Source organism: Streptomyces sp. GbtcB7 (assembly GCF_019091445.1).
Taxonomy (GTDB): Bacteria; Actinomycetota; Actinomycetes; order Streptomycetales; family Streptomycetaceae; genus Streptomyces; species Streptomyces mirabilis.
Genome location: NZ_JAGXJM010000019.1, coordinates 98,169 through 113,692, shown reverse-complemented (window position 1 = coordinate 113,692; position 15,524 = coordinate 98,169). Strand labels below are relative to the sequence as shown.

Below are 15,524 nucleotides of genomic sequence, written 5' to 3'. Positions count from 1 at the left end.
ACTCCCTTTGAAACCAAGTCAGTTAAACGATCCAATGGCAGTACGTGACGCGTCGGCGCGCATGGGCCTGCCAAGTGGGTCATGTTTCGAAGAGGTCTCAACTCACCTGCACGGGTGATGCGCGCTACGGCGTGAGCCACCAGCGCACAGCCTTGAAGGCAACGCGCCCCCCGATTCGTACGCCTTCGTACGAGGATGACCGCGGAGTCCGCACGGAGAGGGTCGCCGGGGAGTATGACGATGATCACCAGGGTGTACGCGGCGGGTCGTCGGCCCGGGCCAGGGGCGTCGCATGGTTGTCCCCGGCCCATTCGCAGCGGCGCCGAATCCTCATAAGGTGAGAAGCATTGGTAGCCGGTGGTGGTCATGAGCCAGCGGTGGTCGCGAGGAGGACTGCGGTGAGCGAGACGAGCCCCAAGCTGCGTGCCGAGCTGGAGGGTATCCCCACCTACAAGCCGGGCAAGCCCGCCGCGGCCGGCGCGGTGGCGTACAAGCTGTCCTCCAACGAGAACCCCTACCCGCCGCTGCCCGGGGTGATGGAGAGCGTGACCGCCGCGGCCGGTACGTTCAACCGCTACCCGGACATGGCGTGCACCGGACTGATGAGCGAGCTGTCCGACCGCTTCGGGGTCCCCCTCTCGCACCTGGCGACCGGCACCGGTTCGGTCGGGGTGGCCCAGCAGCTGCTGCAGGCGACCAGCGGACCGGGCGACGAGGTGATCTACGCCTGGCGGTCCTTCGAGGCGTACCCGATCATCACGCAGATCAGCGGGGCGACCTCGGTACGGGTGCCGCTGACCTCGGACGAGGTGCACGACCTGGACGCCATGGCCGACGCCATCACCGACAAAACGCGGCTGATTTTCGTCTGCAACCCGAACAACCCGACCGGCACCGTGGTGCGCCGGGCCGAGCTGGAGCGATTCCTCGACCGGGTGCCTGACGATGTCCTGGTGGTCCTGGACGAGGCGTACCGCGAGTTCATCCGCGACATCGAGGTGCCGGACGGCGTTTCGATCTACCGTGACCGTCCCAACGTCTGTGTGCTGCGCACCTTCTCCAAGGCCTACGGGCTCGCGGGCCTGAGGGTCGGTTTCGCGATCGCGCACGAGCCGGTGGCCGCGGCGCTGCGCAAGACGGCGGTGCCCTTCGGGGTGAGCCAGCTCGCGCAGGACGCGGCGGTCGCCTCGCTGCGCGCCGAGGACGAGCTGCTCGGCCGGGTCGGCGCTCTGGTGTGCGAGCGCAACCGCGTGGTCGAGGCGTTGCGCGGTCAGGGCTGGACGGTGCCCGAGACGCAGGCCAACTTCGTGTGGCTCAGGCTGGGGGAGCGCACGCTCGAATTCGCCGCCCACTGCGAGCAGGCCGGGGTCGTCGTGCGGCCCTTCGCCGGGGAAGGGGTGCGCGTGACGATCGGCGAGACCGAGGCGAACGACATCTTCCTCAAGGCGACCGAGGGGTTCCGCAAGGAGCTCTGACGTCACACCTCCGCTGACAACCCCGCTGCTCCGGTGCCTCGCGGCGCCGGAGCAGCGGGGTTGTCGTCGTCGGTCCGGAGGACACCGTGGTGTGGTCCGGAGGGCACCTTGGTGTGTTCGAGACCTTCCGAGGGGTTGACGCAAAGGGGGACCCCCCTTCGAGGGTCGAAAGCCGGTGCGTCATAATTGCTTGTGAATGTGAACGCGTTCACAAGCGTGTCCCGCTTGTCCCGTGATGTATGTAACAAAAGGGGCAAACTGCCGCTGTTAACCACGGCGGCGTAAGGAGACTGACGACGTGGAACTGGCTTTGGCACCGGAGACTCTGGCTCGGTGGCAGTTCGGCATCACCACCGTCTACCACTTCCTCTTCGTCCCTCTGACGATCTCGCTCGCCGCTCTCACGGCGATTCTGGAGACCGCCTGGGTGCGGACGGGCAAGGAGCACTACCTCAGGGCGACCAAGTTCTGGGGAAAGCTGTTCCTGATCAACATCGCCATGGGTGTCGTGACCGGCATCGTGCAGGAGTTCCAGTTCGGCATGAACTGGTCCGACTACTCGCGCTTCGTCGGTGACGTGTTCGGTGCCCCGCTTGCCTTCGAGGCCCTGATCGCCTTCTTCTTCGAGTCCACCTTCATCGGGCTGTGGATCTTCGGCTGGGACAAGCTGCCGAAGAAGGTGCACCTCGCCTGTATCTGGGTGGTCTCCATCGGCACGATCCTGTCGGCCTACTTCATCATGGCGGCCAACTCCTTCATGCAGCATCCGGTCGGCTACCGGCTGGTGAAGAAGGCGGACGGCACGATGCGCGCCGAGCTGACCGACTTCCCCAAGGTGCTCTTCCAGGAGACGGCGCTCGTCAACTTCTGGCATGTGATCAGCGCGTCCATCCTGGTCGGCGGCGCCTTCATGACCGGCATCGCCGTCTTCCACCTGCGCAAGAAGCGGCATGTCCGCACCATGCGGATGTCGCTGCGGCTCGGCCTGGTCACCGCGCTGGTCGGCACGCTCCTCACCGTCGTCAGCGCCGACACCCTCGGCAAGGTGATGTACGAGCAGCAGCCGATGAAGATGTCGGCCGCCGAAGCCCTGTGGGACTCGCAACAGCCCGCTCCCTTCTCGCTCTTCGCGTACGGCGATGTCGCCAAGGGCCACAACACCGTCGCCATCGAGATCCCGGGGATACTCTCCTTCCTCGCCAAGAACGACTTCAACGCCAAGATCCCCGGCATCAACGACATCAACAAGTCCGAACAGGAGAAGTTCGGGCCCGGTGACTACCGGCCCAACATCCCCACCGCCTACTGGGCGTACCGCTGGATGATCGGCTTCGGTGGCGTCTCGATGGCCCTGTGCACCGCCGGCCTCTGGCTGACCAGGCGGAAGTTCTATCTGGCGCCCGAACACCGCACCGGTGACGAGGACGTCCCGAAGCTCATGCTCACCAAGAACATGGAGCTGACGCCGAAGCTCGGCATCTGGTGGTGGCGGCTGTCCCAGTGGACGTTGATCTTCCCGCTCATCGGCATCTCCTGGGGCTGGATCTTCACCGAGACGGGGCGTCAGCCCTGGGTGGTGTACGGCCTGTTGAGGACCAGGGACGCGGTCTCGCCCGGGGTCTCCCAGGCGGAGGTGCTGACCTCGCTGATCGTGTTCACCCTCATCTACGCGATCCTCGCCGTCATCGAGGTGAAGCTGATGCTCAAGTACGTGAAGCAGGGTCCGCCGGAGCTCACCGAGGCCGACCTCAACCCGCCCACCAAGATCGGCGGCGACCCCCATGACGCCGACAAGCCGATGGCCTTCTCCTACTAGGCCCAGGGAGCTGCTGAGTCATGGAACTCCACGACGTCTGGTTCGTCATCATCGCGGTCCTGTGGACCGGCTACTTCTTCCTGGAGGGCTTCGACTTCGGGGTCGGCGTCCTCACCAAGCTGCTGGCCCGCGACCGCACCGAGAAGCGGGTCCTCATCAACACCATCGGACCCGTCTGGGACGGCAACGAGGTGTGGCTGCTCTCGGCGGGCGGCGCGACCTTCGCCGCCTTCCCGGAGTGGTACGCCACGCTCTTCTCCGGCTTCTATCTGCCGCTGCTGCTCATCCTGGTCTGCCTGATCGTGCGTGGAGTCGCCTTCGAGTACCGGGTGAAGCGGCCCGAGGAGAACTGGCAGCGCAACTGGGAGGCGGCGATCTTCTGGACCTCGCTCGTCCCCGCGTTCATGTGGGGCGTGGCCTTCGGCAACATCGTGCACGGAGTGAAGATCGACAAGAACTTCGAGTACGTGGGCAACTTCGGTGACCTGCTCAACCCGTACGCGCTCCTGGGCGGTCTGGTCACGCTGACGCTGTTCACCTTCCATGGGACCGTGTTCGTGGGGCTCAAGACCGTCGGGGACATCCGGGAGCGGGCGCGCAAGCTCTCGCTCGGGGTCGGGCTGGTGGCCGCCGTGGTGGCACTCGTCTTCCTGATCTGGACTCAGGCCGACAACGGCGACGCGAAGTCCCTGGCCGCGTTGATCGTTGCCGTGGTCGCCCTCGTCGCCGCGATCGCGGTGGCCCAGACGGGGCGCGAGGGCTGGGCGTTCGCGCTGTCGGGGCTCACCATCGTGGCGGCCGTCGCGATGCTCTTCCTGACGCTCTTCCCGAACGTCATGCCGTCCTCGCTCAACGCGGACTGGAGCCTGACGGTCAGCAACGCTTCGTCGTCTCCGTACACCCTGAGGATCATGACCTGGTGCGCGGGAATCGCCACACCGATGGTCCTGCTCTACCAGTCGTGGACGTACTGGGTGTTCCGCAAGAGGATCGGTACGCATCACATCGCCGCGGATGTTGCGCACTGAGCCCGGCCTTATGGGCTGAATCCGACCTCATGGACCAAGTCCGACCCAAGGGCATGTTTCACGTGAAACATGCCGGATGAGCCAAGGGTGTGTTTCACGTGAAACCAATCGATCCGCGTCTGCTGCGGTACGCCCGCGCCACTCGCTTCTTCCTCATGGCGGTCGTGGGGCTGGGCGCGGCCGGGGCGGCGCTGGTCATTGCCCAAGCGATGCTCATCGCCGAAGTGATCGTCGGCGCTTTCCAGCACGGTCACTCGGCTTCCGAACTCCGGACACCCCTGGTCCTGCTGGTCGCGGTCGCCATCGGGCGCGCGGTTGTCTCCTGGCTCACCGAACTCGCCGCGCACCGGGCGAGCGCGGCGGTCAAGTCGGAGTTGCGGGGACGGTTGCTGGAGCGGGCCGCCGCGCTCGGCCCCGGGTGGCTGAGCGGGCAGCGGACCGGGTCGCTGGTCGCCCTCGCCACGCGGGGAGTGGACGCGCTCGACGACTACTTCTCGCGCTATCTCCCCCAGTTGGGACTCGCGGTCGTGGTGCCCGTGGCGGTGCTCGCGCGGATCGTCACCGAGGACTGGGTGTCGGCGGCGATCATCGTCGTCACCCTGCCGCTCATCCCCGTCTTCATGGCGCTGATCGGCTGGGCCACCCGGTCCCAGATGGATCGTCAGTGGCGACTGCTGTCCCGGCTCTCGGGGCACTTCCTGGATGTGGTCGCAGGTCTGCCCACGCTCAAGGTCTTCGGGCGGGCCAAGGCGCAGGCCGAGTCGATCCGGCGGATCACCGGCGAGTACCGCCAGGCGACCATGCGGACGCTGCGGATCGCCTTCCTTTCGTCCTTCGCGCTGGAGCTGCTCGCCACGATCTCGGTCGCCCTGGTCGCGGTGACCATCGGGATGCGGCTCGTCCACGGCGACATGGATCTGTACGTCGGGCTCGTCATCCTCGTCCTCGCTCCCGAGGCGTATCTGCCACTGCGGCAGGTGGGGGCGCAGTACCACGCCGCCGCCGAGGGGCTCGCGGCGGCGGAGGAGATCTTCTCGGTGCTGGAGACCCCGGTGCCGGCCACCGGTTCGCTCGTCGCGCCGGAGGGGGAGATCGGCTTCGAAGGAGTGACGGTCCGGTATCCGGGGCGCTCCGGGGACGCGGTCTCCGATGTCTCCTTCGTGGTCGGACCCGGTGAGACGGTGGCCCTCGTCGGACCGAGCGGTGTGGGCAAGTCCACGCTGCTGAACGTGCTGCTGGGGTTCGTGGAGCCCGGCGCGGGGCGGGTACGGATCGGGGGAGTCGATCTCGCCGAGGCCGATGTGGAGGAATGGCGGTCCCGGGTGGCGTGGGTGCCTCAGCGGCCGCACCTCTACGCCGGCTCGATCGCCGAGAACGTACGGCTTGCCCGGCTGGACGCCGATGACGCGGCGGTGCGGCGGGCGCTGGCCGACGCGGGGGCGCTGGAGTTCGTGGACGCCCTGCCCGACGGGGTCGGGACGGTCCTCGGCGAGGACGGCAGCGGACTCTCCGCCGGGCAGCGTCAACGTCTCGCGCTGGCCCGGGCGTTTCTCGCGGACCGGCCCGTGCTGCTGCTCGACGAGCCGACGGCTTCGCTGGACGGGGCGACGGAGGCGGAGGTCGTGGCGGCGGTGCGCAGACTCGCCGTCGGCCGGACGGTGCTGCTGGTGGTGCACCGGCCCGCGCTGCTGGAGGTGGCCGACCGGGTGGTGCGGCTCGAGGCCGCGGCGTCGGTCGTCGCGACCGGTTCCGTCCACGACGAGGGCGCGAAGGAGCTCCCGACGGTCGAGCCGGAGGGCGTAGCCGCGGCAGCTACGGAAGAGGCCCACACGGCCCCTCCGCGACGCGGAGGCGTGCTCGCCCGGGTCCGCGCGACGGCCGGCCCCCGGAGCGGTCGTTTCGCGCTCGCCCTTCTCCTCGGGAGCCTTGCCCTCGGCAGTGCCGTCGGGCTGATGGCCACCTCCGGGTGGCTGATCTCGCGGGCGTCGCAGCAGCCGCCGGTGATGTATCTGATGCTGGCCGTGACCGCCACGCGGGCGTTCGGGATCGGCCGAGCCGTCTTCCGGTACGCGGAGCGGCTCGTGTCGCACGACGCGGTGCTGCGGATGCTGGCCGACACCCGTGTCGCCGTCTACCGACGCCTTGAGCGCCTGGCCCCCGCTGGACTGCGCACGGCCCGGCGGGGCGACCTGTTGTCGCGGCTCGTGGCCGACGTGGACGCCCTGCAGGACTACTGGCTGCGGTGGCTGCTGCCGGCCGGGGCGGCGCTCCTCGTGTCCGCCGCGTCCGTTGGCTTCACCGCCTGGCTGCTCCCCGAGGCCGGGGCCGCCCTCGCCGCCGGGCTGCTGGCGGCCGGGGTCGGTGTCCCGCTTCTGACCGGCGCCGTGGCGCGCCGCGCGGAGCACCGGCTGTCCCCCGCCCGCGGCGCCCTGGCGACCCGGGTGACCGACCTCCTCACCGGGACGGCCGAGTTGACGGTCGCGGGCGCGCTGCCCACCCGTACGGCCGAGGCGCGGCGGGCCGACACCGTGCTGACCCGCATCGCCTCCCGGGCCGCCACCGCGACCGCGCTCGGCGACGGGCTCACCGCGCTGGCGACCGGACTGACCGTCGCGGCGACCGCCCTCGTGGGCGCCCAGGCGGTGGCCGACGGGCGACTGAGCGGCGTGGCGATGGCCGTGGTCGTCCTCACCCCGCTGGCGGCGTTCGAGGCCGTCCTGGGGCTGCCGCTCGCCGTCCAGTACCGGCAGCGGGTGCGCAGGAGCGCGGAGCGTGTGTACGAGGTGCTGGACGCCCCCGATCCCGTACGCGAACCGGAGCTCCCGCAGCCGGCGCCCGCGTCACCGTTCCCACTGCGCGTACAGGGGCTCAGGGCACGCCATGCCGGACAGGACCGGGACGCGCTCGCCGGCCTCGACCTGACCCTCGAACAAGGCCGCAGGGTCGCCGTCGTCGGCCCCTCCGGCTCCGGCAAGACCACGCTCGCACAGGTGCTGCTGCGGTTCCTGGACGCGGAGGCGGGGACGTACACGCTGGGCGGCACGGACGCGTACGGGATGGACGGGGACGACGTGCGCCGACTGGTCGGGCTCTGCGCCCAGGACGCGCACCTCTTCGACAGCACGGTGCGCGAGAACCTCCTGCTGGCCCGGAAGAACGCCACCGAGGCCGAGCTGCGCGACGCGCTCGCGCGGGCCCGGCTCCTGGAGTGGGCGGACGGACTGCCCGACGGGCTCGACACGCTCATCGGCGAGCACGGGGCGCGGCTGTCCGGTGGTCAGCGCCAGCGGCTGGCGCTCGCTCGCGCGCTGCTGGCCGACTTCCCCGTGCTCGTCCTCGACGAGCCCGCGGAACACCTCGACCTGCCGACGGCCGACGCGCTCACCGCGGACCTGCTGGCCGCGACCGAGGGCCGTACGACGCTGCTGATCACGCATCGGCTGGCCGGTCTCGCGGCCGTGGACGAGGTGATCGTGCTGGCGGCGGGACGGGTGGCGCAGCGGGGCGCGTACGCGGAGCTGTCGGTGGTGGAGGGGCCGTTGCGGGAGATGCTGGAGCGGGAGGCGGCAGGGGATCTGCTGGTCGGGGCGGCGGCGCGCTAGCGACTCCCGGGCAAAGATCCGACTTTCCGCCCCAAAGGGGACTAACTACTCTCGAGGCATGTCAGTGGTCCCCGCCTCCCCTCGTCCGGACGGCGGCCCGGACGTGCCGCGGCTGCTGGAGGCGGTGCGGTCGATCGGGTCGGGGCTGGAGCTGCACTCGACGCTGGACCGGATCTGCGAGAAGGCGGCCGAGCTGGCGGACGCGCGCTACGCCGCCATCGGGGTCGTGGCGGAAGACGGTGAGGGACTCGCGGACTTCGTCTTCCACGGCGTCGACGAGGAGACCGCCCGGCGGATCGGGCACCTGCCCGACGGACACAAGGGGCTGCTCGGGGCGCTCATCCACGACCCGGCGCCGGTACGGCTCGCGCGGCTGGAGGAGGACACGCGCGCGTGCGGATTTCCCGAGCACCATCCGGCGATGCGCAGCTTCCTGGGGGTTCCGATCCGGGTGCAGGGGGAGATCTTCGGGAATCTGTACCTGGCCGAGAAACGCGGCGGTGGCCCGTTCACCGACGACGACCTCAACATGGTCCGCGTGCTGGCCGCGGAGGCGGGTATCGCGATCGGCAACGCCCGGCTGTACGAGGCCGCCCAGCAGCGCGAACGGTGGATCGACGGCTCGGTGGCCGTGACCCGGGCACTTCTGTCGGCCGAGGACGCCGAGGACGCGCTCCACGTCGTCGCGGAACAGGCCCGCAGGCTCTCCGGATCGGTGGCCGGGATCGTGCTGCTGCCCGCCGCGGAGGGCGGTCTGGAGATCAGCGCGGTCGCCAAGGACCGCCCGTCCAAGGCGCTGGGAGCCGTCGTCCCGCCGGAGAGCGAACTGGTCGCCGAACTCCTCGACGGAGAGGCCGTGTTCCTCGACGACGCGGCCACCGACCCGCGCATGGTCACCGACTTCGCCCGCGAGTACGGGCCGACGATGATGCTTCCCCTGCAGAGTGACGGTCGTTTCCTGGGAGCCCTCGTCACTCCCCGGGAACGGGACGGGCGACCTTTCACCGAGACCGAGCGCACCCTCGCCGCGCACTTCGCCTCGCAGGCCGCGCTCGCGCTGATGATGGCCGAGGCACAGCGCGACCGGGAGCGGCTCGCGGTCTACGAGGACCGTGACCGGATCGCCCGTGACCTGCACGACCTCGTCATCCAGCGGCTGTTCGCCACCGGGATGATGTTGGAGAGCGCACAGCGGAACTCGGCCGTGCCCGAGGTGCGGGAGGGCGTCGAAAAGGCGGTCGACGAACTCGACGTCACCATCCAGGAGATTCGCACCGCCGTCTTCGCGCTCCAACAGGGACCTGCCGAAGTGCCGTCCGGGCTGCGCACCCGGGTGCTGCGGGAGATCAACATGGCCGCCGTGCCGCTCGGTTTCAAGCCCACGCACCGTTTTGTCGGGCCCGTCGACACGGCGGTCGGTGAACTCACGGGCAAGAACCTCATCGCGGCCCTGCGCGAGGCGCTCTCCAACGCCTTCCGGCACGCCGGGGCCTCCCGCATCGACGTCGTCGTCGACGCGACCGTCGTCCTGCCGGACGGTCGGCAGGGTGTCCGGCTGACCGTCGAGGACAACGGCGTCGGCATCCCCGAGGGCGGCCGGCGCAGCGGCCTGCGCAACCTCGGGCGGCGCGCCGAGTCGCTGGGCGGCGACAGCTGGTACGGACCGGGGTCCGGAGCCGACGGCGGCGGTACGACGGTGGTGTGGCAGGCGCCGCACGTTCCGCAGGCGGAACCGCTTTAGAACCCCGGCCACGGAGCCGGTCTGGAACCCGGGCGCGGAACCGGTTCGGAACCCCGGGCCGCTGCGGAACCGCCGGTCCTGCCCAGCCGCTCCTACCTGCCCAGCCGCTCCTACAGCCGCTCGGCGAGGATCTTCTCGATGACGACCGCCACCCCGTCCTCGTTGTTGGCGACCGTGCGACCGGAGGCCGCGGCGATCACGGCGGGGTGCGCGTTGCCCATCGCGTACGACGTGCCCGCCCAGGTCAGCATCTCGACGTCGTTCGGCATGTCTCCGAAGGCGACGACCTCCTCGGGGGAGATACCGCGCTCGGCGCAGCACAGTTCGAGCGTGCTGGCCTTGGAGACGCCGGGGCCGCTGATCTCCAGCAGGGCGCTGGGGCTGGAGCGGGTGATGGTGGCGCGGTCGCCGACGGCGCGACGGGCCACGGTGAGGAAGGCGTCGGGGTCGAGCTCGTGGTGGAAGGCGAGGATCTTGAGCACCGGTTCACCGGCGCCGGGGGCGTCCGGGGCCAGGAGCCGCTCGGCGGGCGCGAGGTTGTCGGGGATCTCCATGTGCAGCTTGGGGTACGCCGGCTCCTGGTAGAAGCCGTACGTCTGCTCGACGGCGAACACGGTGCCCGGCGCGGCCTCCCGCAGCAGTCGTACGGCGTCGAGCGCGTTCTCCCGCGCCAGCTCCCGGACCTTGACGAACCGGTGGGCGCCGGGGCCGCCGTGCAGGTCGACCACGGCGGCGCCGTTGCCGCAGATCGCCAGGCCGTGGCCGTGGACGTGGTCGCTGACGACGTCCATCCAGCGGGCCGGGCGGCCGGTCACGAAGAAGACCTCGATGCCGGCCTCCTCGGCGGCGGCGAGGGCGGCGACCGTGCGCTCGGATACGGACTTGTCGTCGCGCAGGAGGGTGCCGTCGAGGTCCGTGGCGATCAGGCGCGGCGGAAGGGCGGCTGCCGGGGTCTCTGGCTGTCGGGTCGCTGAGGTCACCGGGCCATTCTCGCGCATATGCCCGCACGGCCGTGCGGGAGCCCGCACAGGTGAGTGGTTACCGCTCTCACCAGTACCGTTACACCCCGTTGTCGCCATCCGCCGTGGATCCGGCCGTCAGGCCAGCTGCGCCGGGGCCTCCATGGCGATGCGCTCGAAGACCTTCTCGTCCGCGGCGAAGTCCGAGTCGGGGATGGGCCAGTGGATCACGATGTCGGTGAAGCCCAGCTCCGCGTGCCGGCCCGCGAAGTCGACGAACGCGTCGAGGGACTCCAGCGGACGGCCACGGTCCGGGGTGAAGCCGGTGAGCAGGATCTTGTCGAGTTCGGACACGTCACGGCCGACCGCGGCGCAGGCGGCGGCCAGCTTCTCCACCTGTCCGTGAATGGCCTGAACCGACTGTTCAGGGGTGCCCGTTTCGTACAACTTGGGGTCGCCGGTCGTCACCCAGGCCTGCCCGTGGCGGGCGGCGAGCTTCATGCCGCGCGGACCGGTGGCGGCCACCGCGAAGGGCAGTCGGGGCCGCTGGACACAGCCCGGGATGTTGCGCGCCTCGTGTGCCGAGTAGAAGTCGCCGTCGTAGGAGACCGAGTCCTCGGTGAGGAGGCGGTCCAGCAGCGGCACGAACTCGCCGAAGCGGTCGGCGCGCTCGCGCGGGGTCCAGGGCTCCTGGCCGCTCTTCAGAAGCGTCGTGGCGTCGAATCCGTTGCCGCCCGCGCCGATGCCCAGGGTGATCCGGCCGTTCGAGATGTCGTCGAGGGAGATCAGTTCCTTGGCGAGGGTCACCGGGTGCCGGAAGTTCGGCGAGGTCACGAGGGTGCCCAGGCGGAGCCGGTCGGTGGCGGCGGCCGCGGCGGTGAGCGTGGGCACGGCACCGAACCAGGGGCCGTCCCGGAAGGTCCGCCACGACAGGTGGTCGTACGTGAACGCGGTGTGGAAGCCGAGCTGCTCCGCACGCTGCCAGGCGGCACGGCCGCCCTCGTGCCAGCGGAGGTACGGCAGGATCACAGTGCTCAGACGCAGACTCATGCATCGAGCGTAAGCGGAGCCGCGGGGTGGTCGTGGCCACCGCGTGATCGCTCCACCGGTGCCCCTCGGCCGGCCGGTCGGCGGACGATCAGTGCGGGCCGGGGAAGCGCAGGTACTTCGGCGGTACGGCCTCGGTGAGCCACACCCCGTTCGCGCTGACCCGGAAGACATGGCCGTCGCGGTGCATGGCGGCGGCGTCCACGCCGAGCACGACGGGCCGGCCGCGGCGGGCGCCGACGCGGGTGGCGGTCTCGCGGTCGGGCGAGAGATGCACGTCGTGCCGGTTCATGGGCCGCAGGCCCTCGGCCCGGATCGCGTCCAGATTGCGGGCCACGGTCCCGTGGTACAGGTACTCCGGCGGGGTCGCCGGGGGCAGTCCGAGGTCGACCTCGACGGAGTGGCCCTGGCTGGCGCGGATGCGGGTGCCCTCCACGGCGAAGCGCCGCTTGTCGTTCGTGGCCACCACATGGTCGAGCTCCTCGCGGGTGATCCGGAAGCCGTGCTCCGCCGCTGCCGCGATCAGCGTGTCGATCTCGACCCAGCCTCCCTCGCCGAGCGTGAGCCCGATCCGCTCGGGCTGATGCCGCAGATGCTTCGAGAGGTACTTCGACACCTTCACGGTGCGTCTTTCATCCATCGGTTCGTTCATCCTGCCAGCGTGCCTGGCGAGAGGCGGATCACGCATTTGATTTTGGTTCGGAGGTTTGATCCACAAGCAAGTCCGGTTATCCACAGGTGAATTGACGAATCTGTGGACAACGCGCAGAAGATTTAGGGCGTTTCGCCAACAGCGTTGTGATTGTTGTAATTTGAGGTGAGATGGTCCAACGTCCTGGCCTGGACCTCCCGTTCGACGGCCGCCACGACGAAGGCCGCCACCTGCCCGGAACCAACCAGGTTCTCCATGGCTCGCATTGTGGCGACCGGGAGCCGAACGGAACGCGTCTCGTCCGTAGGGTCTTGGGACGGCCCCGCCCCAAGACGCTCACGCAGGTGCCGGGTCGCGAACAGCCGCATGGCGCGGGCCAGTTCCGCGTCCACCGTCTGCTGCGCGAGCGGTCGCAACCGGCGTACCAGGGAGGCCGCCTCGGCCGCTTCCGCGTCGCTCGGCGGATGCTCACCGAGATAGCGCGCGAAGACGTGCTCGGTCGTGAACTCCAGGAAACGCGCGGCGATGTGCTCGACCTTGACCCTCAACTCCCGTAGATGGCCCGAGATCGCGGACAGCGGAACGCCCGCCGCGTACAACTCCACCGCCACGGCGAGCTCTTGGGGGCTCGGGACCAGGTACACCTCACCCTCGCCGGGGACGCGCTCCAGCACTCCGAGCTCCACCGCCTCCGCCACCGCCGCGTCGTCCGGACTGCCACCGAACCGCTCGTCCAGCTCGGCCCGCGACATGCGCACGGCCTCCTCGTCGGTCCACGGTCCGTCGACCTCCGCGACCAGCCCGAGGATCCCGCCCAGCCCCCGGCCCGCGTCCCAGGCCTCCAGGAGTTCCTTGATGGAGGCCAGGGTGTAGCCACGGTCCAGGAGGTCGGCGATCTGCCGCAGCCGGGCCAGATGCGCGTCCGCGTACACGTTGGCGCGACCGCGCCGCTCGGGGCGGGGGAGCAGCCCGCGGTCCTGGTAGGCGCGGATCGTCCGGACCGTGGCGCCGCTGTGATGCGACAGATCCTCGATGCGGTACGCGACCCGGACCGGCTCGTCGTTCACGCTGCCTGCCTCCCGACCCCCTGGGTACTACGCGACGGCCCCGCGCGGCGAGCCCTCCTGCGAGGGATGGTACGACCGCCGCGGACAGCGGGACATGGCCGTACCGAGCTCCTCCGGAGTGGGCAACAGGCCCTTGCCTACGACCCTGTTGCGGGCGGCCACGAACCTCACAGCGGTGGCTCCATCCGCGCGATCGCGCGGAGCGCCCTCGGCGCCAGCCGGGACATCAGGCGGCCACCGCGCGCCTCGGGGGTGACGGGCACGACCGCCTGGTTGCGGACGACCGCGCGCAGGATCGCGTCGGCCACCTTCTCCGGCGGGTAGTTGCGCAGCCCGTACAGCCGCGCCGACTTCTTCTGGCGGCGCTTCTCCTCGCTCGCGTCCACCCCGGCGAAGTGCGCGGTCGAGGTGATGTTCGTGTTCACGAAACCCGGGCAGATCGCCGAGACGCCGATGCCCTGCCCGGCCAACTCCGCGCGCAGGCACTCGCTGAGCATCAGCACGGCCGCCTTCGAGGTGCTGTAGGCGGGCAGCGCCTTCGAGGGCAGGTACGCCGCCGCCGACGCGGTGTTGACGATGTGGCCGCCCTGCCCGCGCTCGGCCATCTGCCTGCCGAAGAGCCGGCAGCCGTGGATCACGCCCCACAGGTTGACGTCGAGAACCTTCTTCCAGTCCTCCGGAGTCGTGTCGAAGAAGGACCCGGACAGTCCGATCCCGGCGTTGTTCACCAGCACGTCCACCACGCCGTACTCGCCGGCGACCCTCTCGGCGAGCTTCTCCATGGCCTGCTCGTCGGAGACGTCGACCGTCTCGGCCCACGCTTCGGGGGAGCCGATCAGCCGGGACATCTCCGCCGTACGCGCCGCGCCCTCCGCGTCCCGGTCGACGGCCACCACGCGCGCGCCGGCCTCGGCGAACGCCAGGGCGGTGGCCCGCCCGATGCCGCTGCCCGCGCCGGTGACCAGCACGAGCTGCCCGCCGAACCGGTCGGCGTGCCTGCCCGAGGCGATGATGTCCCGCACCGGCACGCCGTCCTCGTTGGCGTGCACGAAATCCGTGATCCAGGACGCCAGTTGGTCGGGCCGCGTACGCGGGATCCAGTGCTTGTCCGGGAGGGTGCGACGCACCAGCTGCGGGGCCCACTCCTCCAGGTCGTCGTAGAGCCGCTCGGAGAGGAACCCGTCTCCCAGGGGCGTGACGAGCTGCACGGGCGCGTGCGCGTAGGCGTCCGTGCGTGGCCTGCTCAGCCGGGCCCGTACGTTGTCGCGGTACAGCCATGCGCCGTGCGCCGCGTCCGTCGGCAGCGAGGAGGTCGGATAGTCGCCCGCGGGCACCTTCTCGAACCGCCGCAGGATCTTCGGCCACTGCTTGCCGAGGGGGCCGCGCCAGGCGAGCTCCGGCAGCACGGGCGTGTGCAGCAGATACACGTACCAGGACTTGGCGCCCTGGCCGAGGAGCTGACCGACCCGGCGCGGGGTGGGCCGCCGCACACGCCGCTTGATCCAGTGGCCGAAGTGGTCGAGGGACGGCCCGGACATGGAGGTGAAGGAGGCGATCCGGCCCTGGGTGCGCGCGACCGTGACGAACTCCCAGGACTGCACCGAACCCCAGTCGTGCCCCACCAGGTGCACCGGGCGGTCGGGGCTCACCGCGTCGACGACGGCCAGGAAGTCGTCCGTCAGCTTCTCCAGGGTGAACCCGCCCCGCAGTGGCTGCGGGGCCGTCGATCCGCCGTGGCCACGGACGTCGTACAGCACCACGTGGAAACGCTCCGCCAGGCGGGTCGCGACCTCGGACCACACCTCCTTGGAGTCCGGATAGCCGTGCACGAGCACCACCGTGGGCCTCGCCCGATCGCCCAGCTCGGCGACGCACAGCTCGATTCCACCCGTCCGCACCCGGCGCTCGCGCGCGCCCTCGAGAGTCACGAGAGTCACTTCTCCTTCTCTGCCCTTCGCCCAGCGCCGCACAGTACGTGTCCGTAACGTGACACTGGCGAATGTGACAGTTGTTAGAGGCTGCGTCAATAGGCCTGCGCGGCACCTGTGGACAACCGGTCCGATGTGGATAAACCCCCGCCGGTTGTTCGACTTCAGGGGGACCCCTACGGGCCCGTACGACTCGAGGCTGACGCGGA

Annotated in this window: 10 protein-coding genes; 5 read left to right on the top strand and 5 right to left on the bottom strand. The window is 70.2% G+C overall.

The window, feature by feature from the left end; translation table 11 throughout:
• Window positions 1-398: 398 nt before the first annotated feature.
• The 5 genes from hisC to KVT44_RS29045 all read left to right on the top strand — a co-directional run bounded on the left by hisC (window position 399) and on the right by KVT44_RS29045 (window position 9,662).
• Complete coding sequence (hisC, locus tag KVT44_RS29065; protein ID WP_217569799.1) at window positions 399-1,475, top strand: histidinol-phosphate transaminase; 1,077 nt, start codon at window positions 399-401, stop codon at window positions 1,473-1,475.
• 298 nt (window positions 1,476-1,773) lie between these two features.
• The gene (locus KVT44_RS29060; protein WP_217569797.1) at window positions 1,774-3,291 is read left to right on the top strand and encodes a cytochrome ubiquinol oxidase subunit I; all 1,518 of its coding nucleotides are present in this window, start codon (window positions 1,774-1,776) and stop codon (window positions 3,289-3,291) included.
• A gap of 20 nt (window positions 3,292-3,311) precedes the next feature.
• On the top strand, window positions 3,312-4,319 hold the full coding sequence (gene cydB / locus KVT44_RS29055) for a cytochrome d ubiquinol oxidase subunit II (RefSeq protein WP_217569795.1): 1,008 nt from the start codon (window positions 3,312-3,314) through the stop codon (window positions 4,317-4,319).
• Window positions 4,320-4,417: 98 nt separating this feature from the next.
• Entirely contained in the window at window positions 4,418-7,921 is a 3,504-nt protein-coding gene (cydD, locus tag KVT44_RS29050) for a thiol reductant ABC exporter subunit CydD (protein WP_217569793.1), read from the top strand.
• 58 nt (window positions 7,922-7,979) lie between these two features.
• Window positions 7,980-9,662 (top strand): GAF domain-containing sensor histidine kinase, encoded by a 1,683-nt coding sequence (locus KVT44_RS29045; RefSeq protein ID WP_217569791.1) that lies wholly within the window; start codon window positions 7,980-7,982, stop codon window positions 9,660-9,662.
• A gap of 110 nt (window positions 9,663-9,772) precedes the next feature.
• Here the strand turns inward: KVT44_RS29045 and KVT44_RS29040 are convergent, their stop codons facing one another.
• From KVT44_RS29040 to KVT44_RS29020, 5 genes are all read right to left on the bottom strand, one after another.
• A complete protein-coding gene (locus KVT44_RS29040) occupies window positions 9,773-10,660 on the bottom strand; it encodes a Cof-type HAD-IIB family hydrolase (protein ID WP_179858219.1) in 888 nt (295 codons plus the stop codon).
• Between the two features lie 99 nt (window positions 10,661-10,759).
• Window positions 10,760-11,671, bottom strand: a complete 912-nt coding sequence (locus tag KVT44_RS29035; RefSeq protein ID WP_190174476.1) for an LLM class flavin-dependent oxidoreductase — start codon at window positions 11,669-11,671, stop codon at window positions 10,760-10,762.
• A gap of 88 nt (window positions 11,672-11,759) precedes the next feature.
• Window positions 11,760-12,308, bottom strand: a complete 549-nt coding sequence (locus KVT44_RS29030; RefSeq protein WP_060901684.1) for an RNA 2'-phosphotransferase — start codon at window positions 12,306-12,308, stop codon at window positions 11,760-11,762.
• A gap of 134 nt (window positions 12,309-12,442) precedes the next feature.
• Complete coding sequence (locus tag KVT44_RS29025) at window positions 12,443-13,387, bottom strand: MerR family transcriptional regulator (RefSeq protein WP_217569789.1); 945 nt, start codon at window positions 13,385-13,387, stop codon at window positions 12,443-12,445.
• A 167-nt stretch (window positions 13,388-13,554) separates the two neighbouring features.
• On the bottom strand, window positions 13,555-15,315 hold the full coding sequence (locus KVT44_RS29020; protein ID WP_217569787.1) for an SDR family oxidoreductase: 1,761 nt from the start codon (window positions 15,313-15,315) through the stop codon (window positions 13,555-13,557).
• Window positions 15,316-15,524 lie beyond the last annotated feature (209 nt).

Excerpts from the sequence above, each read along its gene's own strand:
- cydB (WP_217569795.1), top strand. The coding sequence starts at position 3,312 with ATGGAACTCCACGACGTCTGGTTCGTCATCATCGCGGTCCTGTGGACC.
- KVT44_RS29045 (WP_217569791.1), top strand. The coding sequence starts at position 7,980 with ATGTCAGTGGTCCCCGCCTCCCCTCGTCCGGACGGCGGCCCGGACGTG.
- KVT44_RS29040 (WP_179858219.1), bottom strand. The coding sequence starts at position 10,660 with ATGCGCGAGAATGGCCCGGTGACCTCAGCGACCCGACAGCCAGAGACC.
- KVT44_RS29035 (WP_190174476.1), bottom strand. The coding sequence starts at position 11,671 with ATGAGTCTGCGTCTGAGCACTGTGATCCTGCCGTACCTCCGCTGGCAC.
- KVT44_RS29030 (WP_060901684.1), bottom strand. The coding sequence starts at position 12,308 with ATGGATGAAAGACGCACCGTGAAGGTGTCGAAGTACCTCTCGAAGCAT.